The sequence below is a fragment of the Shewanella waksmanii genome (assembly GCF_043643685.1).
Lineage (GTDB): Bacteria > Pseudomonadota > Gammaproteobacteria > Enterobacterales > Shewanellaceae > Shewanella > Shewanella waksmanii_A.
In genome coordinates, this window is sequence record NZ_JBHZSN010000003.1 from 360,832 (window position 1) to 382,590 (window position 21,759).

General features: G+C 45.2%; 15 protein-coding genes. 5 read left to right on the forward strand and 10 right to left on the reverse strand.

Features of this window, described 5'->3' with window-relative positions:
• Nucleotides 1–2: 2 nt before the first annotated feature.
• The 4 genes from ACHUFW_RS06645 to rhlB all read right to left on the reverse strand — a co-directional run bounded on the left by ACHUFW_RS06645 (nucleotide 3) and on the right by rhlB (nucleotide 8,610).
• Entirely contained in the window at nucleotides 3–2,690 is a 2,688-nt protein-coding gene (locus ACHUFW_RS06645) for a TonB-dependent receptor domain-containing protein (RefSeq protein ID WP_394201623.1), read from the reverse strand.
• Nucleotides 2,691–3,056: 366 nt separating this feature from the next.
• Nucleotides 3,057–6,029, reverse strand: coding sequence for a TonB-dependent receptor (locus tag ACHUFW_RS06650; protein WP_394201625.1), 2,973 nt, complete (start codon nucleotides 6,027–6,029; stop codon nucleotides 3,057–3,059).
• A gap of 340 nt (nucleotides 6,030–6,369) precedes the next feature.
• Complete coding sequence (locus ACHUFW_RS06655) at nucleotides 6,370–7,302, reverse strand: Ppx/GppA phosphatase family protein (RefSeq protein WP_394201626.1); 933 nt, start codon at nucleotides 7,300–7,302, stop codon at nucleotides 6,370–6,372.
• Nucleotides 7,303–8,610, reverse strand: coding sequence for an ATP-dependent RNA helicase RhlB (gene rhlB, locus ACHUFW_RS06660; protein WP_394201627.1), 1,308 nt, complete (start codon nucleotides 8,608–8,610; stop codon nucleotides 7,303–7,305).
• Between the two features lie 178 nt (nucleotides 8,611–8,788).
• Here rhlB and trxA point away from each other — a divergent pair, with 178 nt between their 5' ends.
• Both trxA and rho read left to right on the forward strand, forming a co-directional pair.
• Complete coding sequence (gene trxA, locus ACHUFW_RS06665) at nucleotides 8,789–9,115, forward strand: thioredoxin TrxA (protein ID WP_394201629.1); 327 nt, start codon at nucleotides 8,789–8,791, stop codon at nucleotides 9,113–9,115.
• A gap of 220 nt (nucleotides 9,116–9,335) precedes the next feature.
• Nucleotides 9,336–10,601 (forward strand): transcription termination factor Rho, encoded by a 1,266-nt coding sequence (rho, locus tag ACHUFW_RS06670; protein ID WP_394201631.1) that lies wholly within the window; start codon nucleotides 9,336–9,338, stop codon nucleotides 10,599–10,601.
• A 105-nt stretch (nucleotides 10,602–10,706) separates the two neighbouring features.
• On the opposite strand, the gene ACHUFW_RS06675 is transcribed toward rho, so the two are convergent.
• The 4 genes from ACHUFW_RS06675 to ACHUFW_RS06690 all read right to left on the reverse strand — a co-directional run bounded on the left by ACHUFW_RS06675 (nucleotide 10,707) and on the right by ACHUFW_RS06690 (nucleotide 15,028).
• Nucleotides 10,707–11,438, reverse strand: coding sequence for a fumarate reductase iron-sulfur subunit (locus ACHUFW_RS06675; protein WP_394201633.1), 732 nt, complete (start codon nucleotides 11,436–11,438; stop codon nucleotides 10,707–10,709).
• The gene (locus tag ACHUFW_RS06680; protein ID WP_394201635.1) at nucleotides 11,435–13,441 is read right to left on the reverse strand and encodes a fumarate reductase flavoprotein subunit; all 2,007 of its coding nucleotides are present in this window, start codon (nucleotides 13,439–13,441) and stop codon (nucleotides 11,435–11,437) included. The genes ACHUFW_RS06675 and ACHUFW_RS06680 overlap by 4 nt, the downstream gene beginning before the upstream one ends.
• 41 nt (nucleotides 13,442–13,482) lie before the next feature.
• Nucleotides 13,483–14,154: a fumarate reductase cytochrome b subunit gene (locus ACHUFW_RS06685; RefSeq protein WP_394201637.1), complete on the reverse strand. Its 672-nt coding sequence runs from the start codon at nucleotides 14,152–14,154 to the stop codon at nucleotides 13,483–13,485.
• Nucleotides 14,155–14,305: 151 nt separating this feature from the next.
• Nucleotides 14,306–15,028 carry a fumarate reductase cytochrome b subunit gene (locus ACHUFW_RS06690; protein ID WP_394201638.1) on the reverse strand — a complete coding sequence of 241 codons (723 nt, stop codon included), beginning with the start codon at nucleotides 15,026–15,028 and terminating at the stop codon, nucleotides 14,306–14,308.
• 502 nt (nucleotides 15,029–15,530) lie between these two features.
• Here ACHUFW_RS06690 and prmA point away from each other — a divergent pair.
• From prmA to fis, 3 genes are all read left to right on the forward strand, one after another.
• Nucleotides 15,531–16,412, forward strand: coding sequence for a 50S ribosomal protein L11 methyltransferase (gene prmA, locus ACHUFW_RS06695; RefSeq protein ID WP_394201640.1), 882 nt, complete (start codon nucleotides 15,531–15,533; stop codon nucleotides 16,410–16,412).
• Between the two features lie 151 nt (nucleotides 16,413–16,563).
• Nucleotides 16,564–17,532, forward strand: a complete 969-nt coding sequence (gene dusB / locus ACHUFW_RS06700) for a tRNA dihydrouridine synthase DusB (protein WP_394201641.1) — start codon at nucleotides 16,564–16,566, stop codon at nucleotides 17,530–17,532.
• Between the two features lie 17 nt (nucleotides 17,533–17,549).
• Nucleotides 17,550–17,855, forward strand: a complete 306-nt coding sequence (gene fis / locus ACHUFW_RS06705; protein WP_028774417.1) for a DNA-binding transcriptional regulator Fis — start codon at nucleotides 17,550–17,552, stop codon at nucleotides 17,853–17,855.
• Between the two features lie 451 nt (nucleotides 17,856–18,306).
• Here the strand turns inward: fis and ACHUFW_RS06710 are convergent, their stop codons facing one another.
• The gene (locus ACHUFW_RS06710) at nucleotides 18,307–18,711 is read right to left on the reverse strand and encodes a hypothetical protein (protein WP_394201643.1); all 405 of its coding nucleotides are present in this window, start codon (nucleotides 18,709–18,711) and stop codon (nucleotides 18,307–18,309) included.
• 61 nt (nucleotides 18,712–18,772) lie between these two features.
• Nucleotides 18,773–21,754, reverse strand: coding sequence for a type I restriction endonuclease subunit R (locus ACHUFW_RS06715; RefSeq protein WP_394201645.1), 2,982 nt, complete (start codon nucleotides 21,752–21,754; stop codon nucleotides 18,773–18,775).
• Between the last annotated feature and the right edge of the window lie 5 nt (nucleotides 21,755–21,759).

Genomic DNA, 21,759 nt, shown 5'->3' on the forward strand with positions numbered 1-21,759 from the left:
TATTAGAATGCCTGGGTAAACGATACCCAATATGAACGGCCAATGGTGTCATAGATTGAACGGTTATAATCACCATTAGCTTGGAAGCTCGGTTCTTCATCTGTCAGGTTGTTAATACCTGCAGAGATAATGTTGTTCCAAGGCATGCTATACGAGTAGCTCAAGGTGTGGTAAACCACTGAATCAATTGAGTAACTTGAACCGTCATCATTCTTATCCGTTGTAGACTGAGAATCAATGTAGTCCGCTTGATAGTAAAGACTATGATCACCGACTAAGTAGTTCGCGGTAAAGTTAACGCGATCATCTGGGTAATCTTCAGTACCAGCCCAGTTACGTGACACAGTTTGCACACCACCTTGTGGCATAGAGTCGGTATACTTCAGGTAATGTGACCAAGCTAAACCAAGTTTAAATTCACCCACATCAGTTTCAAACGTCGCCGCAAATTTAGCATCAATACCTTCACGCTCACTTAAACCAACGTTCTGTAGTACATTGGTCATCGCTGTTAGTTTACCGATACCATTTTGGGTGATAGAAGTTCCCGGATATACCGTACTAATATCTGGACGAGGTTGACCTGCAGCATCAGCCGCTTCCCAAAGCTTAGCCTGAGTGTAAGTTAGCTCACTATTAATCAATGAACTAATAAGACCTTCAGTTTCCAATGACCAGTAATCAACTGTCATGTTGAAGTTGTCAGTAATATCCCAAACCACACCGAAGTTATAACTTTCTGACTCTTCTGGGCCTAAGTTTTCGTTACGGTCTATCGAAACTGGCACGTTATCTTCAATTGAACAACCATCAATACCTAAGCCATCTTCATAGCATTTCATGTAGTTAGTGACGTCGTTATAACCTACACTTGTAGATTGATTTAACTGCTCAAGTGTTGGTGCACGGAAACCCGTTCCCCAAGAAGCACGAAGCAATAGCGGCTCTAATACGTTATAACGCACAGAGACTTGTGGGTTGAATGTACCACCAAAATCTGAGTAATCATCATAGCGCGCTGCAAGGTTAACTTCTAAGTTATCAAGGACTGGGAATGCCATTTCCATGAATACTGCAGCCACATCACGGTCGCCGCTACCGCCAGCACCACCACTACCACCAACAATCAAGCCTGCTTCATCAAGTGCATCGACTTCAGAATCTAGCTTCTCTTCACGGTACGAAGCACCGAAATACAGACCTGTTGCACCACCAGCAAGTTCAAATAACTCCATGCTGATACCACCGTCGATTTCAAACGTACTGCTGGTCAGTTTGGCATCTGAGTTTGCGGTTGCACCACCTGGTAGTTCAGAGTTTGGATCACGTGGGTCCCAACCTTCAAAGCTATTGGTGTCATCATTCCATGAACCAACTAAGTCAGTTGTTGCCCCTTTTAGCTGGTAGCCAGTACCCCACTTAAACACATCATAAGTGTTATATGATGCTGAGACATTCCAATCAAAGTTATCTGTTGTACCATCTAAACCAATTAAGAAATCATAGATATTATCGGTACTCTCACGAACACGGTTACCTGCGGTATTGAAGCGGAATAGCATGGCGCCACCCTCAGGCACAGCGCGTAAATCTAGTCCGTCAGCTGTGGTGTAAGCAGGCATAGCCTCATCGAACACGATGTAACCAGGCACAGGTGCAGAAACATCAGTAGTCACATTCGACGCCCAGTAAGCGCGCGCAGTTAACTCAATATCATCGTTAATGTTGTAAGAGTAGTTCAGCAATGTCGATGTACGCTCTTGGTCAACATCGTTATAAGCGGCTTTGGTATAGTCAAACGAACATGATGTATCACCTGGATACTTACTGTCAGTTAATGGGCCGATAAAGTTTTCGCCATAAACTTCACTACAGTCCAGATCATTGGTGTAAGGCGTAGTGTATAACCATCCGCCGTTAGGCCCCATATCAAGAGTACGACCTGTTTGGCTCAAACCAATCCAGCTACGGAAATCACTCGGGTCTTGACCATCTTTCACATGCGCTGCGGTATAGGGACGGTCTGAGAATAAGATACCTGTCTTTTTGAAGTGCTCAAGAGTAAACACTAAGTTACCCATATCTGAGCTTAAACCACCAGTAAACGATGCAGAGTGATTGTCTCCGCCACCTTCTGCATCCGGCTCTTCAGCACGTACTTTAAATTCAACACCCTGAAAATCTTTCTTCAGAATAATGTTAATTACACCTGCAATCGCATCGGTACCATAAATTGCCGACGCACCATCAGATAGGATTTCGATACGCTCAATGGCAGCGGTAGGAATGGTGTTAATGTTAGTCGCGCCACCACCTAGGACAGGTGATTTTGCCATACGCTTGCCATCTAGCAAGGTCAATGTATGGCTAGGGTCTGCACCTTTTAGCTGAATCGTTGCTTGAGATGACCAACTGTTATTTGACGTACCACCATAAGAACCAAAAGAGTTGAGTGTCGATGCACGTAGTGCTTCACCTACAGTAGAAAAACCCGCTGACGCCATATCCTCAGCGGTAATAGTGGTCACAGGTGACGCACCTTCCATATCAACACGCTTGATGCGTGATCCGGTAATAGAAATACGCTCAACGGTGTCTGCGCCTTCATCGGCAGCAGAAACCGGTGCAGTAAAGGCCATTGCCCCACCGCACGCTAAGCTAACTAGCTTGGCAACTCGATTAAATTTCATGGTGATCTCCCAAATATATGCTTTTTGTTATAACGGTGAATCACATGGCTACAGCAGTTAAAAAACACATGGTTCACACAAGTTGATAACGTTTATATCACATACTTTATTTTGTATGCAATATACCATTTATGAGTCGCTATGCGTATTATTCCGCTATAAGCGATTATCTATGCAATAATGAAAAAACAGGGAGATAGAAAAAACTTTTATAAATAAACGCTAAAAGCCAGCGGATAAAAACCATCCAAAACGATGGTTACGCATAACCACTCAGTTAAAAAGAAAGTGATGCGAAATGTAAAAAATGTTACAAAGGCAAATAAAAAGGGCCGCAGATGCGGCCCTAATACGGTTTAACACACCTTAGAAATCGTAACGTACTGAGGCACGAACATAACGCGGCGTTTGGAAGCTATCGGGATAGCCATAACGAATATTCTTGGCTCCACTGTCATGCTCATACTGCTCATCTACCCCGGTAATACCGTCGAAGTTAAACAGGTTATAAACGTTGAGCTTGAAGTTGAGGCGACCCGCTTCGTTGAAATCCATGGTATAGGACATATTCAGATCGATGTTATAGACCCAGTCGGTCCGTCCCATACTGCCACGAGGCGCCGCTTCACCATCGGCATAGAAGGAGGAAGCGCCATACCACTCACGTCCGTAACAGGTACCGTCGATAGCAATCGCTACAACACAATAGCCCTGATCTTCTGGATGGATACCAAAAGCATTGATTGGGCGGCCCGACTGAACATAGGAGTTAAAGCCAACACTCCAATCATCGGTAATGTTATACACACCATATAGCTTAAAACTATGGCGGCGGTCATTCGGCAGATAGCCATCTCCGTTATCCATCAGCTCAGGATAATCAAATGAGGTGGTCCAACCCGGATCAGCCTGCTCGTTATCAGAGCGAACTAAGCCTTCTGTATTCCCCTCACTCTTAGACCAGGTATAGGAGCCGTTTATGCTAAAGTCCTCCGTCACATTACCGCTAAAACTTAGCTCAATCGCTTTATAGGTTCGGCTAGCTTGTGGGAAGCCCATCTGCTCAGAGCTTACATTGACCGTCTCCTTGACACCGTCACCGTCGACATCATAGTAAATTTCGGTACCTATGCCAGGGTTAGTCAAAGTTGGGAACCAGCCGCCGACGAAGTAGTCTTCGGCACTGGTTTCCCCATTAGCCGCATGCCATGAGGAATCATAATTGTCCTTGATCCACTGGTTCATGCCATAGTTAAAGGAGACATCCTCAATTGACTGCTTCAGGTCGCGATATACACCTCGGATCCCAACTGCCCAGTCATCGGTTAACTGCTGCTGATAACCTAAAGCAAACTCATCGGAATACATCGAGCCGGCTTTGTTATTAAACAGCTGGTCGGCATCGGGTACCGTACCATCTGCCACAACCCGACGTGCAATCTCATCACCTAGAATCGGTGAGCCATCGGCGTTAACCCCTTCAAGGTGACTCACGATATGGGAGTCATAGGCAGCAGAGGCCATACGTAGGTTGGTATTTGGAGAGACGGGCTGGAAGTAGCGGCCATATGATGCATAGACTTTACTCGATCCATCACCTAATACATCCCATGTTGCACCTAGACGGGGGGCAAACTGCCCATCGAGATCAACATATTTATCACCCGATCCTGTGGTATTACTAAACTCGCTGTAGCGTACACCAGCATTGATAGTCACAGTATCCGTCACCATCCAGGTATCTGATATATATAATGCGGTATGCACATTTTCGGTTTCACTTGCCTTGCCCCAGATACGCAAATCGGCATATTCAGTGCCTTCGGCCAAGCCATAAGCATTATCAGGCCCTGCGGCATAGTACTCATACCAGCCTTCACCATGGGGAGTATAGAAATCAGCAATCTCCAAGCGCTCATAATCATAGCCAGCACGTAGAGTATGATCGCCAATCACCCAATCAAGATCGATACGATAAGTGATGCGTTTATCTTCTGTTTCTGAAGAGCCCCAACCAACCCAGTCACCAAGACGCTCCCAACTGCCAGAACGACTATCATAGTAGGTCGACTGGTCTAATGTACCAGAGTTATCCTTGGTCGATTGGGTGATCTCACCATACATGGCTGACAGCGTGATATCATCGGTCAAGTAACCAATATATTGTGCATTCCAGCCCATGCCACCATAGGTAGTTTCTGTTGAGCCGATAGCGTCGCCACGACTGCCATCATCGTTACGGTGGTACTCGGTGTCAGCATAATCACCTTCATTACTGAACGCCATAACACCTAGTGAATGATCTTCATGGATAAACCAATCCACTTTGGTGAACCAACGGTTAGTTTTCCACTCTTTCTCGGTTAGCTGATTTTCTCCATAACTGGTCACATCCTCTTCAAAGGGATTCCAAAGACCATAGAAAAACAGCTTATCCTCAATCAACGCACCAGAAGCCCAAAGGTTATATTCTGTCTCCTGCCAATAGGCGTCAGATAACTCTTCGATGCTACCGTCATCCTTCATACGCAGACTAGATTCCGCAAGGGAGTCCGGCGCTATCTCCGCCTTGGCACCAAATTTCCATTCATTATCGCCAGACTTTGACACTAAGTTGACAACACCACCAATGAAACGGCCATATTCCGCCGACACACCACCTGTTTGCACCTCGGTCTGAGCAATCGCCTCCCATGGTAGGTCAATATCACCCATCCCTTTACGCAGGTCGGTAATGTTCAAACCATTTAAGTAGTATCCATTCTCAGCAACTGATGAGCCACCAATAGCCACGCCACCAAAACCATTATCACCGGCAATAGCGCCTGGGCTTAATAGCGCAATAGAGGTTGAATCAAGCTCGACTGGCAACTGATTTAGCTCCTCAATCGAAATAACCTGTGATGTGGTCGTACTGGAGGTGTCGACACGACTGATACGGGCACCTGTGACCGAAATTCGCTCCACGTCACTGTTTTCTGGATCAAGTGTCACATCGAAGGTCAACGCATTACCCACTGCAATGGCAACGTGTTGCTCCTGTACCTGATAGAATCCATCTTTAACAATGGTGATAGTGTAATTACCAATTGGGAGACCTTTGAGCGAAAAGCTACCATTGGCGCCAGTTGTGGTCTCCTTTACTATCCCTTTTGATTCATGCTTGATAATGACCTTAGCATTACCCACATCACTACCCGCTTGATTGGTGATGTGTCCCTTAATGATCCCTAAGCCATCGGCGGCAAGCGCCGCAGGTGCAGACAACATTAATACTGAACCTACAGCTATTGCCGCTAAACTGGGGGTAAATCGCTTTATTGCGTTACGTCCAGACATAGTTCCTTCTCTCCCGATAAATGATTTTTAACCCACTTGGCTAGAATTATTTTTTGAGTAAATGAGTAACAAATAGCCAAATGCAACAAAACCATAACATTGATCATATATTTTATACAATCTGCAATATCTAGAAATATTCAGCAAGGTTTAGCATCATCTATTCTGTAGTAGTTGAATTGGGCACAAAAATTAAAGACAAGGTATTGTTAAATAAGAACTAATAAATCTAGTTTTGTAAGGAGAAGGTCGGCAAAATAGCAAAAAATTAATTTCACTTACTCAGTATGAAATTGACTTGTTAGCTAAAATTAAGTCGTTAGGTAATCAAAATAGCTGGTTAATTATGCTGAACTCGGTCAGCCAAAATTTGCAGTACACCTTCGCGTAGCGCACCGCCAGAGAGGTTAAGTTTGTCGATATTTAGCAGGGAAAATAACGCTTGCAGTATCGCAACACCTGCTGCGAAGGTTGGTGCTCGTTCAGGATGTATACCATCAATGCCCAACATAGAAGCATCATCTTGCGATAATATTTCCAGTTGTAAATGTTGTAATACCTCAGCAGTAATACTGGTGTTCTGGCCTCGGTGGTTCAGCAGTTCAGTGACTGCTTGTACGCTGCCTGATGCCCCAACAACACCATGCCAGCCAAGTCGACGTAATTCATCAGCATACTCCCCTAGCGTGGTTTTCACCTGGGTATTTGCCGCTTCAAAATCCAGTACTTGAAATGGAAATTCATTGAAAAATTGACTGTTAAACGTGACACAGCCAATAGGCAGGCTCTGTTTAAACAACACCTTATTGCCATCACCAACAATGAACTCAGTGCTAGCACCACCAATATCAATCACCAAACGACGACCACTGCCTGCGGTCGTTGCTGCCATGCCTTGGTAGATAAGTTCCGCTTCTCGCATGCCGCTAATAACTTCAATAGGCTGCTGTAAGATCGGTAACGCCGCGTCTTTAAATGCTTGTGCATTAGAGATATTACGCAAAGTCGCAGTTGCAATCACTGCCACATGCTGGCGGTCTACCGCTTCTTTATCGAGCATTTGTGCAAACATAGTCAAACAGTCAATACCGCGTTCAAATGCCTCATCACTGAGCACACCATCGTCGCCAATACCTTGCGCCAAACGCACTTTTCGCTTGTATTTAGCCACCACAGTTGGCTTACCACCAACTGTGTGTGCCACTAACATGTTAAAGCTGTTTGAGCCCAATGTAATTGCCGCATAGCGCGGCATTGCCTGCGTGTCTATCATTTAGCTATGTCTGCGAGTCCTGTCATGACGTCTTGGACGGGCATTACGGTTACCCTGCGGTGGACGAGAACCGCCCGAACGACCTTGAGGACGTGGATTGTGCTTACGATGTATGCGAATTGGCGGTGGAATATCATCCAGCAGCGCTTCTCTGTCATAATCGGTAACAGGAATAGAATGCTGAATATACTCTTCAATTGCTGGCAAATTCAGTGCGTACTCTTCGCAAGCAAAACTCACTGATACCCCTTTTTGACCCGCACGCCCAGTACGACCGATACGGTGAACATAATCTTCACAGTCATCTGGTAGGTCATAGTTATAAACATGGGATACATCAGAGATATGTAGGCCACGTGCGGCAACATCGGTCGCCACAAGAATATCAAGCTCACCTTTAGTGAACTGATCTAGAATACGAATTCGTTTCTTTTGTGGCACATCACCAGTCAGTAGCCCGACACGGTGACCATCACCCTCAAGCCAAGACCATAGGTTTTCACAGCTGTGCTTAGTATTAGAGAAAACAATCGCCTTTTCTGGCCAATCTTCTTCAATCAAGGTCAGCAGAAGACGCATCTTGTCATCCATTGAAGGATAAAAGATCTCTTCTTTAATATTCTTAGATGTCTTCTCATCTGGCGCGATCTCAACCTTTTCAGGTTCATTCATATGATCATAGGCCAGCTCTTGCACCTTCATCGACAAGGTGGCTGAAAACAGCATATTAAGACGCGACTTAGCATCAGGCATGCGTCTAAACAAGAAGCGAATATCTTTAATGAAGCCTAAATCGAACATACGATCCGCTTCATCTAATACCACGGCTTGAATCATGTTGAGATTGATGACGCCTTGGCGAACATAATCGATAATACGGCCTGTGGTACCAATAAGGACATCAACGCCTTGGTCCAGCACTTTACGCTGAACTTCATAGCTTTCACCACCGTAGACAACCCCCACTTTCAAGCCACTATGTTTAGCTAATGACTTCGCATCTTTAGCAATCTGAATAGCAAGTTCACGGGTCGGCGCCATCACAATAGCGCGGGGTTGATTAAGCTGACGCCCTTCAGGCACCGGCGTGCTCAACAGGTGGTTAAATGTCGCGACTAGAAAAGCTAAAGTTTTGCCGGTTCCCGTTTGGGCTTGACCAGCAATGTCTTTCTTTTCCAATAAAATAGGGAGGGAAAGCGCTTGAATTGGTGTACAAAATTCAAAACCGCTCTCATTAAGTGCTGTTTTTATCTCTGGGTGTAGAGAAAAGTCGGCAAACTTCTGATTTGATAAATGTGTTTCGCTCATAGGCGCCAGCATACCAGTTAGGGTTGCAATAAGGAACTCAATCGTTTGAAATAACGACTATTAAAAACTGTACTGAAAACTGCTTACTTAAAATAAAGTCTTGAAAAGCGAATTTCAGACCCAATATACAGGTTAAGCCAATAACAAACCAGCAATGGCAACCTAACTGGAGAACATCATGAGCGATAAAATTATAACCTTGAGCGATGACAGCTTTGAAAGCGATGTCATTAATTCTGAAATACCTGTAGTCGTGGATTTCTGGGCAGAGTGGTGCGGCCCTTGTAAGATGATCGCCCCAATCCTAGACGATGTGGCAGAAGAATATGAAGGCAAGGTGAAAATCGCTAAGCTAAACGTGGATCAACACAATGCTTCACCAGCTAAATATGGCGTACGTGGCATCCCAACTTTGCTTATTTTCAAAAAAGGTGAACTTGCTGGCACTAAAGTTGGCGCGTTATCAAAAACTCAACTTAAAGAGTTTATCGACGCTCAACTGTAAAATACGCTTAAAAGCGTAATACAAAGTGATTCCCGACACAGCTTTACCAATAAATTGTGTCGGGGCTTACTAAATTTCTAGACGCCTCGCGCTGTTAGTGCTACTTTAATAACCAAATTAATGTTATTAACCCACGTCTCGCTATCCGATTAATATCCTAAACACACTTTATCCTATTATTCGGCGATAGCTTTATCTCGCATAAACAAGACCCACCACGATGAATTTATCAGAATTAAAAGACAAGTCGATTTCAGACCTAGTGACCCTAGCCCAAGAGATGAAAATCGACAATATGGCCCGCGCTCGCAAGCAGGACATCATTTTCGCCATCTTGAAAGCCCACGCCAAAAGCGGCGAAGATATCTTTGGCGGCGGCGTATTGGAGATTCTCCAAGATGGTTTCGGTTTCTTACGTAGTGCCGATGGTTCATACCTTGCTGGTCCTGATGACATTTATGTATCACCAAGCCAAATTCGCCGCTTCAACATGCGCACCGGTGATACCATTTTTGGCAAAATCCGCCCACCTAAAGATGGCGAACGTTATTTTGCCCTGCTAAAAGTCAACGAAGTCAACTTCGACAAGCCTGAAAATTCTCGTACCAAAATCCTCTTTGAAAACTTAACCCCACTCCACGCTGAAGACCGTCTGCGTATGGAGCGTGGTAATGGTTCAACAGAAGATATTACTTCACGAATTCTTGACCTATGCTCACCAATTGGTAAAGGTCAACGTGGCCTTATCGTAGCGCCGCCAAAAGCCGGTAAAACGCTGTTGCTACAAAACATGGCGCAAAGCATTACTTACAACAACCCAGAAGTTGTTCTTATGGTACTGCTCATTGATGAGCGTCCTGAAGAAGTCACCGAAATGCAACGTATGGTAAAAGGTGAAGTTATTGCTTCAACCTTTGATGAGCCAGCAAGCCGTCACGTACAAGTTGCTGAGATGGTTATCGAAAAAGCCAAACGTTTGGTTGAGCACAAAAAAGACGTGGTTATCCTACTTGACTCAATCACCCGTTTAGCCCGCGCCTATAACACCGTTATCCCATCATCAGGCAAGGTATTGACTGGTGGTGTTGATGCCAATGCCCTGCACCGTCCTAAGCGTTTCTTTGGTGCTGCACGTAACATTGAAAACGGCGGTAGCTTAACCATTATCGCGACTGCGCTAGTTGATACTGGCTCGAAAATGGATGAAGTAATTTACGAAGAATTTAAAGGTACCGGTAACCAAGAACTGCACCTGTCTCGTAAAGCGGCCGAAAAGCGTGTATTCCCAGCCATCGACTTTAACCGCTCAGGCACTCGTCGCGAAGAGAAACTGACCACGCCAGATGAGCTACAGAAGATGTGGATCCTGCGTAAGATCCTCAATCCTATGGATGAGGTTAGCGGTATGGAATTCCTCATCGACAAACTGGCGATGACCAAAACCAATGATGAGTTCTTTACTGCGATGAAACGCGCTAAGAGCTAAACAATATTGATTCAAATATCAAAAGGCCACTGCTTGCAGTGGCCTTTTTCTTTTACGTAATAAAAATGCCTGCTCAGCGCAGGCATTGTTTTAACCCAAATTAGCTTAAACCAAAGTGACTGCCATTTTTCGGCGCAAATAAGCGATTTGCTGCATGTGGGGTAAGTCTTTCGGACAGTTATCCTGACAACCTAATAAGGTCATACAGCCAAAGACACCATCTTGGTTACCAATAACATGGTAGAAATCTTCTGCACTACGTTGGTCACGACTATCTAGTTCAAAGCGAGCGATTTTCATCAAACCAACAGCACCAACGAAGGTGTCACGCATTTGCTTTGTGGCGCAAGCTGATACGCACACACCGCATTCTACACAGCGCTCTAGCTCATACAGCTTAGCCGCCTCCTCAGGAGACATAGGTGCTTCTAAACGATGAATATCACTATCTTGTTCATTAGGATGCAACCACAGCTTCAAGCGCTCGGCAATTTCACGCATGAACTTACCGGTATTTACTGACAAGTCGCCAATCAACTCAAAGCCTGGCAGCGGCATCAAGGTGATCTCACCATTGGCGTATTTGCTGGTCAACGTGCGGCAAGCCAAGGTTGGCATACCATTAATCACCATGGCACAACTGCCACAAATACCAGCTCGACAAACAAAATCAAACTGCAAAGAGGAATCTTGTTGCTCACGAAGCATATTGAGGGCAATAAACACTGTCATGCCTGGGGCTTCTTCCAGCTGGTACTTGACCATCTTAGGCTTATCACCAGCCTCTTGCGGGTCATAGCGAAAGATATTGAATGTTAACGTACGGCCCTGGCTCATTTGCTCTGCTCTCCAAGCTGACTTTCTTGCTGCGCTAACACATCGGCTAAACGCTCATTTTTTGCAACTAACGATTCTGGTAATTCAAACGGCATCAATGCTTGCTGTTTTTGATGTCTGTCGGCATCTGCTGGCAACTGACTCAAAATCTCAGCAATCTGCTGCTCACGTCGCTCAGTATCAGGATGCGCAATGGCATTATCGATGCCGTAACCACGGTACCCTGGCGGTAGCTCCATCTTCATCACATCTAGCTGCTCATAACTGATGCTTGGGGCTAATGCATCTTCATTAGGCCAGCTAGTCAAGGTGCGATTTAGCCACTCTTGATCATTACGTTGAGGGTAATCTTCACGTGCATGAGCACCACGGCTCTCTGTACGTGCTTCAGCACCACATGCCACAGTTAATGCCACTTTTAGCATCCGGGTGACTCGCAATGCTTCAACCAGCTCAGGGTTAGCATGGCGCTTCTTACATTTAAGGCCAAGATTGCGCGAGCGCTTAAGCAATGCTTGTAGCTCATCAATGGCTTTTTGTAACTCTGGACCATTACGGAAAATGCCCACATAATCCATCATGATGCGCTGCATCTGCTGCTTAATTTCAAATGCTGATTCTGTGCCATCACCTTCAATCAAACCGTCGATTTCAGCGCGCACTTTAGCAACAAACTTCTCGGCTAAACCGGTATCAATCTCTAAGGTTTCTTTCTCACAGAAGTCGGCAACATATTTACCGATAATCATGCCGCCAACAACAGTTTCAGCCAGCGAGTTGCCGCCTAAGCGGTTAAATCCATGCATATCCCAACAAGCCGCTTCACCGACACTAAATAGGCCTTTGAGGTGTGGGCTTTGTCCAGTTTTATCGGTACGAATACCGCCCATAGAGTAGTGCTGGGTAGGTCTAACCGGAATCCACTCTTTTGCGGGGTCGATACCCAAGAAGTTTTCACAGATCTCTTTAACTTCACGCAAATTAGTCTCAACATGCTTACGACCTAGTAAGGTGATATCGAGCCATAAATGCGGTCCATATGGGCTATCAACGCCTTTACCTTTGCGCATATGCTCTGTCATACGACGTGATACCACATCACGAGAGGCCAACTCTTTCTTTTCTGGCTCATAATCGGGCATGAAACGATGACCATCTTTATCACGTAACAAGCCACCATCACCACGGCAACCTTCGGTAGTCAAAATCCCCACTGGCACAATTGCGGTTGGGTGGAACTGTACCGCTTCCATGTTCCCCAACTTAGCCACACCGGTTTCTAACGCCAAGGCTTGACCAACACCTTCACAGATAATGGCATTGGTTGATACTTCATAGATGCGCCCATAGCCACCCGTTGCGATAGTAGTCGACTTAGCGATATAAGCTCTGAGCTCGCCAGTGATCATACAACGTGCGACGACACCGTGGCAGCGCTTACCATCATGGATCAACGCCAATGCTTCTACGCGCTCGTGCACCGGGATGTCCATCTCAATGGCTTTGTTATCCACTGCATATAACAGTGAATGGCCAGTGCCATCAGCGGTATAGCAGGTACGCCACTTCTTGGTACCACCGAAATCGCGTGCATTGATCAAACCATGGGCTTGTTCTGCTTCCTCAATGGTCACTTTTTCCGCGTTAACCACCACCTGACGTGGACCTTTAGTCACGCGGGTCCAAGGCACTCCCCAGTTCGCTAATTCACGAACCGCTTTGGGCGCACAATGAGCAAACATACGTGCAACGTCCTGATCGCATCCCCAATCTGAGCCTTTAACGGTATCTTGGAAATGCACATCTTCGTCATCCCCCATACCTTTGACCGTATTACCCAAACTGGCCTGCATCCCACCCTGTGCCGCCGCTGAATGCGAGCGCTTTGCAGGAATAAGTGAAAGCACAACGGTGTCGAGCCCTCTCTCTTTTGAGGCTATGGCAACTCTTAAACCGGCCAACCCAGCACCGACAACTAGCGAATCGGTATATATCAGTTTCACGCTTGCTCCTTTCGAGGAATAAATCACTTGTCTCTATTAATTCATGTGGCGTGCGGTAAAAAAGCCAGCAATGACGCTAAGCCCACCAACACAAACACAAAGCTCACTATCGTTTTTATCTTTCTAATTCGATGGCGACGATTTACCGCAGTACCTGAGCCCCATTTAATTAAGACTCGATAGACGCCAATAGCTGCATGGAGCTCAACACATAACAGCAAAGGCAGGTAAATCATCCACACGCCGTCGTTCCATATGCGATCGGCACTGCCAACTGGGCCTATGGTCTCTGGGGCACTACCGATTAACCACAGGTGTAATGGCAGCAATAACAAAATGCCCACACCGGTGGCCGCCTGCCATACCCACAGCCGAGTATCACTGTGTGCTATCACTTGCATCTGCTGACGTAGCGCACGCTGCTGTTGCAGATTCAATGGCAATTTATGTACCGCGGCCAACACGTGTACTAGGGTTATGACCCCAACCACCACCGCAATTACAGAGACAACCCAAGGGTAGCCATGACCATCAGCACTTAAGAAACTAAGCTCCATGGTCTTAGCGACAAATGTCATCGCCTCTGCACCAAACAAAATCGACGCCACCAGCACTAAGTGGGTCCATAAAAAGAGTGCCAAAACCACACCTGAGACACTCTGACTAACATCCAGCCATCCACCGAAATAATTGATTTTCTTTGTCAGCGACATAACCCCTCCCTTCTAGGGTTGAGACAGTGATTGAGCTGCTCAAGTACAACTCAATGACTAATGTCGCTCACATATTCAACAATTTCCGTGAGACAGATCAAAAGCTCTCACGTTAAATCAAATATCGCTAATTTAACCTTAGCGAAATCATTTAAGGTCGATAAGGGGTGACAGGTAGTGTCAAATCTTGACCAATAAAGATATACGACACTAGGCTCAATAAGCCGATCACCATCAGATATACAATCAGGAATTTGGCCACTTTACGCAGGCCTGCTCGATTCCGAGTCAAGCCCCATTTAACTGCGACACGATAAAGCCCAATCATGGCGTGAATGACCACGGCAGGAAGTAACAGGATATACAACAACCAAGCATTGGCATGATAAACACGCTCGGCTGACAAATACGGGCCAATCTCAGGGTTAGTGATCATGGTAAAAATATGCACCGGTGCTAAGAAGAACAGAATGAAACCAGTGACAAGTTGCCAGAACCAAGCATGGCTATCTTTATGGTTGATACCATGCATATGGCGTCTTAATGCGCGCCATTGTCCCAACTGCGCAGGAAAGCGTCGCAACGCCACCGCCGCATGAATGATGACCACCGCCATAATAAAAATAGAAAACACTTTGGTGACAATCGGGAAGCCATGACCGGTACTGCTGAACATGCCACCTTCAAGGAACTGGACAACATGATAAAACGCTTCTTTACCCAGTAGAATGCTTGACTCAAAGTGCAGGTGAGCTAATAAAAAGCACCCAAGCATGACACCTGTGATACTTTGTACTTTGTCCGCTTTCGCTGACCAAGGGCTGCCTAATGAAGCATAGTGATTGTGGTGAGATAGCAAGCTTTTAACGTTCATGGTTTCAATGCGTCTAATATCGGGATCTACACCATATCAGCCTATTTTCATCTGCCTATTTACACACCAACAAAGCGTGAGCAAGCTCACTGCTTAACTTGGTACTATTTGAAGCCGATCACAAACAACACCCCCGCATCAAAACAAAGGTAAAACCTTTTTACCATAAATAATCAGTTACTTAGCGATTACTTTCAAACAAAATAATCAAGCACAACATTGTTGTTAAGTTGTTAATTTAAAAGTGAGAAACACTTAAAAGTCGTAATAAAAGCAAAATGCCGATCACACAGTAAAGTGACCCTAGATCATCAAAAGCAATCGCTGAAACAGTATCTGAAACAATAATAGGGTCTGAGTCACCATCAGTTTTAGGGCAAATAAACCTAAGCACAGCGATACCCAACATTACCACCATGCTCACAGCAGGTGAGCAAATTGCAGCTATTTAAGGCTTTTGGTATTACAATAGCGCCATTATTGAATACGAGAGATTGCTTTCATGGCTTGGATCCAACTAAAAATCGATACCGATAACCAACATGCTGACACGCTAAGTGACATGCTGATGGAGTTAGGCTCACTATCGATCACCTACGAAGATGGCAAAGACACGCCGATTTATGAACCGAATTTAGGTGAAACACCGCTGTGGAATCACACGGTGCTGACGGCATTATTTGATGCCGATTACGACTTAACACCTGTGGTTAACATGCTTAAGCAGCTGCCTTATTTAGGTGAAGACTTTAGCCACAAGATTGAACAGGTCGAAGACAAAGACTGGGAAAGAGAATGGATGGATAACTTCCACCCAATTCAATTTGGTCGTCGCCTTTGGATCTGCCCAAGCTGGCGTGAAGTCCCTGATGCCAACGCGGTCAATGTCATGTTAGACCCAGGTTTAGCATTCGGTACCGGCACCCACCCAACCACAGCCCTGTGTCTTGAATGGCTTGATAGTTTGTCGCTAGAGGGTAAACAAGTGATCGACTTTGGTTGTGGCTCCGGCATTTTAGCTGTAGCTGCCCTAAAGTTAGGTGCCGCTCATGTAACCGGTATCGATATTGACTTCCAAGCCATTGAAGCCTCAAAAGCCAATGCTGAGCGTAATGATGTCGCCGATAAACTGGCACTCTACCTACCCGAAGATCAACCTGAAAACCTGCAAGCAGAAGTGCTGGTCGCTAATATCTTAGCCGGCCCACTGAGAGAGCTGGCGCCACTGATTGCAGAAAAAGTTGCACCAGGTGGCTTACTGGCTTTATCAGGCCTACTCAAAGAGCAAGCCGAAGAGATTTCTGCGCATTATGCACAGTGGTTTAATATGGACGAGCCTGCTCACAAAGACGACTGGAGCCGCTTGACAGGTACCCGCAAATAGCGCTATTAGCAGGCAGCATCTAGGCTGCCTGTTACTTCTCACAAGCCAAAAGTCAAGCAAAAAAGTTGCTCTCAGGTCATTTATTGACCTTTTCACGGGCTTGAAAAAGGCGTACTATAGCGCCCCTTTATAGCGCAAGGTGTACTGATAAATGCAGATAGGACCCTATCAACTGAAAAATCAGCTGATCGTGGCTCCCATGGCAGGCGTCACGGACCAGCCCTTTCGAAATCTTTGCTTACGCTATGGCGCAGCTTTAGCCGTATCAGAGATGCTTTCGTCGAATCCTGATGTTTGGGATACCGATAAAAGCCGCCAACGCATGGCTCATGCTGGTGAGGATGGGATACGCTCTGTACAAATTGCAGGTTCAGATCCTGAATTAATGGCGCAAGCCGCTGTTGTCAACGTACAACAGGGAGCTCACATCATTGATATCAATATGGGCTGTCCCGCAAAAAAAGTGAATAAGAAACTGGCAGGTTCTGCCCTATTGCAAGACCCCGTACAAGTAGAAGCGATTCTACGGGCTGTGGTCGCAGCAGTAGAGGTTCCCGTTACGTTGAAGATTCGCACCGGGTGGGCTCCAGAACACAGAAATGGTGTTCAGATCGCCCAAATTGCTGAAGATTGTGGCATTGCCTCGCTCGCCGTTCATGGCCGAACAAGACAGTGCATGTACAAAGGTCATGCTGAGTACGACACGATTAAAGCGATTAAACAACATGTCTCGATACCTGTTGTTGCTAACGGTGATATTTGCACCCCAGAGAAAGCACAGTTTGTGCTGGAATATACTGGTGCCGATGCCATCATGATAGGTCGAGGCGCCCAGGGAAGGCCTTGGATTTTCCGAGAGATCCAACATTACTTGGAAACAGGTAATAAGCTAGCGCCCATTGAAGTGACTGAAAAGCGTCAAGTGATGCTTGAACACCTCAAAAACTTATATGCATTGTATGGCGAGTATAAGGGTATCCGAATCGCCAGAAAGCATGTTGGATGGTATCTGGACCAAGATGTACAGCGACCATTACGCGCTGAATTTAATCGGCTGGAAACTGTAGAAGAACAATGTTCCATTTTGGAACGTTATTTTGATGAATTAGTAAAGAATTAATAAAGAGCAGAATACGAATGTTTGATCAGACAACTCAACCAGAAGCTCATCAGCTTACCGTAGGCAAAATTGAGACCGCTAACGGCACTATTAAGCCTCAGTTACTTCGCGACGCAGTTAAGCGTGCAGTAACCAACTTTTTCGCTCAAATGGACGGTCAGGAAGCTGAAGAAGTCTATGAAATGGTGTTAAGTGAAGTTGAAGCACCTCTACTAGATATCATCATGCAACACACTCGCGGTAACCAAACTCGCGCAGCAAACATGTTAGGTATCAACCGCGGTACTCTGCGTAAAAAATTGAAAAAGTACGGCATGAACTAAGAAGCAATTCTTAACATGGTGTATTGAAACGGGCTTGCCAGCAATGGCAAGCCCGTTTTGCTTTACATATCGTCCATATTTCGCCCTATCAGCTTCGTTGCAAGCTTCATAGGTCACTCCTATTTAAATCATGCCGATGGCGCTATTGAGTTCACAGGAGCTTAATCACTAATAGTTAGTAGCTATCATACAGCCTAGCTATTTATTCCATGCACTATTGCTCAGCTTCCCCATAACACAACCAAAAGTATTTCATTAATTTAGGTGGCTTTCTGTATAAGCTTGATGACCACAAACAGCTGGATAACATCAAGTGACCACTCCTCAATCAAGCCACCAGCCCATAGCATTTACAAAAGGGTGAAACTCACTTACGGCAAGTTACAGTTTTGCGATTATGACAAATGTTTAAACCATGATAGGTTCGCAGTTATAAAATTGCTTAGTGATTCTAACGAGCTTCTAATGCACCTAAGCAGAACCTTTCGGCATTATTAGACCAAGATGCAATGGTGCTTTCGACAAAATTAGTGACTTCTTTAGGTGAATAATGCATGGATATTGCACCTTCATCCATTAACGTTAACGCAAGATCATCAATATCAAAGTCGAAGCGCAATAGATCATACCAATCAATGTCATAACCTTCATAAAAGAACTTCTCGTATAGTACCGCTGCTATGTCTTCAGCCACACAGCTACCCCATAGCAATTGCAAAGTGACTTCAGCATCAACTGCGCACTTTTCAGCAATAGCATTAATACAGTCTCTAGCACTTTCTTCATTATCAAAGGAAACGTCATCAGCTAAGACGGCTTGAAATAACTCTGCTAAATTGGAAAATTGAACTTGCATTGTTTATCCCCTGCTCAAACAAACTTAAAGTTAGATGCTTATCCCATAACAGCTTAGCCATCTAGTGAAAGCCACTAATAAACGTCTCAGTGAATGCTTTAAGCCTTTCAGTAATCCTCGGCAAAATCGTACGTCGAGTTCTGAAGGTCATTTTTTCAGTAGTAAGTTGAGCAATGTCATCTGACTTCAAGCCATCCACATTCAAACCATTTTCAATGCTAGTGATCATTTCACTAAATTTATCAGTATCTAGCTTTTCTTCAGCGGCAATTTGATTAAGCTCTTTTTGCTTCTGCTCTTCGATGTACTCATCAAACTCAGCACCTTGCACTAAGCCTTGCATACTCTTCTCGATAAAATCTTCGATGAGAGAACGCTTACTGTGCAATGTCGGTTCAGTCGCAAGTAAGTTAGCGATAACTTGGCGCTTCTTCTCTTTCGCTTCGTCACAAGATTCTTCGAACATTGTCATCAAGAGGTGACGAATGTAGCCAACGTTAACTTCATCCCGCTGGAGTAGCTCCAACTCAAAGTCGATGTCTGCCAGGATGGACTCTTTTTCACCGGGACCTTTCTTGAGTTCACGGGCTAAATCGCTGTATTTAGAGGCGTAGTCAACGAATTCTTGCTCCGACATACCAAGCGTTTCAATGTCGAAATCGCTAAATGTCTCTAGCTGGTTCTTCAAGCGCATCAAGATGCGGAACTGCTTAATAAAGCCTGCTTGCATGTCTTCGTCAGGCAAGTCATCGACACTTTGCACGTCAGGAGCAATTGCTTTCAACGCTTCAAGTGCTTTAGCAAAGTCCTCGGTCAAGCCGTTAAGGTCTGGAACTTCAATAAACTCGATTGGCTGTTTATTTGAGAACAGGGTAAATGCTTCGTCCGCCTGTGGCTTAAGGTTGCGGTAACACATAACATTACCATGCGACTTCACCGTGCCATTTAGGCGGTTAGTACGGGAGAAGGCTTGCACCAAACCATGATATTTAAGGTTTTTATCGACATAGATGGTATTCAAACCGGGAGCGTCAAACCCCGTGAGGAACATGTTAACTACGAGCAAGATATCCACTTCGCCGTTCTTGGTGCGGTTCGATAGATCCTTGTAGTAGTTGTAGAAACTGTCGGTATCTTGAGTTGAGTAGCTTGTACCAAACTGCTGATTATAGTCTTCGATGTAAGCATCTAGCTTGTCTCGACTATGCAGCTTATTGTTACCAAGAACTTGTGCATTAGCTTCCGTTAAGCCTTTTGCATCGGCTTCGCCTTCGAACTCTTCTTCCTCATTTACGCCATAGCTAAAGATGGTGCCGATATTGAGCTTGTGTTTGCCCTCTTCTTTGAGTGCTTTGAAGGTGTCGTAATAAGTGATGAGATCAGGCACACTCGCAACACACAGCATGGCGTTAAACTTGCGTTTGGTCTTATGACCGTGGATACCAATGATGTGCTCACATACTTGTTTAATACGCTTTGGAGAGCTAAAAAACTCGGCGACATCGATACTACTTACATCGACATCCATGCCATCGTTTTTATGCTTCAGCTTACCGTAATACTCAATAGCAAATGGAAGCACGTTGTCATCTTTGATCGCATCAACAATCACATAGCTATGAAGACGCTCACCAAACAGATCTTTGGTGGTTCGTTTCCTGCTTTTAGATGCATTAGCCCCTTTACCTTCCACTTTTTTAGCGGTCGCATTGTCCGCAAAGATTGGTGTCCCCGTAAAACCAAATAGCTGTGCTTTTTCGAAGAAGTCGACGATGTTTTGATGCGTTTCGCCAAATTGGCTGCGGTGGCATTCATCAAAGATAAAAACCACTCGCTCTTGGCGAAGGTGTTCAACCTGCCCCTTGAAACGAGGTTTAGTGATCAGGTTATTAAGTTTTTGAATCGTGGTGATGGTTAGCTTGTTGATCCGATTAACTTTATTACTGTAGATAGGCGCATACTCTGCGACTTGTGGCAGCTCTTCACCGCCGTTGGCACAGCTGTCTTTGGTGTTTAGCGCTTTCTTCGCCATGTTCTTTGGTGGAAGTGGTCGTGAACCGAGGAACTGATTCAGAAGGCTTTTAGTATCACCTGTGCTGTCGACACTGCCTCTTAAAAAAGCATCAAACTCTTTGGCTGTTTGATAATCGAGGTCTTTACGGTCGACCACGAATACCACTCTATCCACATCTTCAAGCGTAGAGAGGATCTGAGCAGTTTTGAAGCTAGTCAGTGTCTTACCACTGCCTGTGGTGTGCCAAATGTAACCGTGGTTATTGTTGGTTTTAACCTGATTAACGATCGCTTCCACCGCATAGAACTGGTAAGGGCGAAGCACCATCAAGAACTTACCTGACTCGTTCTGTACTATGTAACGACTGAGCATCTTAGTCAGGTGCGGTTGATTTAAGAAAGAATCCGCAAATTGAGGCAGTGAGTTAATCTTGTTATTTTCAACATCCGTCCAGTGGAAAGTCTGCTTAAATGAAAGCTCACGATTATTAGAGAAGTATTTGGTGTTGACGCCATTAGAGATAACGAACAACTGTACATAGTTGAACAACCCACCTTGCGCACCATAGGTATGTTTGTCGTAGCGCTTAATCTGATTGAATGCTTCCGCTAGCTCAATGCCTCGACGTTTGAGTTCAATTTGAATCAGCGGTAAGCCATTCACTAAGATAGTCACGTCGTAGCGGTTCTCGTATGTCCCTTGAATGGTGATCTGGTTGGTCACTTGGAAGTGGTTCTTGCTGGCATCATCAAATAACAGAGTCAGGTAATCGGTGGTGCCGTCTTCACGAGTGACATCCACTTTGCCTTTCAAGCGTTTGGATTTATCGAAGATGTTGCCCTTTTCTAGCTTTATGAGCACACTTTCAAATTCACGCTCGGTTAGCGTTACGCCATTGGCTTTCTCAAGCTGAGTTTTGAGGTTCGCTTTTAGCGCCTCTGCATTACCAATATCGACAAGTTTGAAATCGGCAGCGACAAGCTGGTCGATTAGCTCTTTTTCGAGTTGTGCTTCTGATTGTGTGCTCATAATTC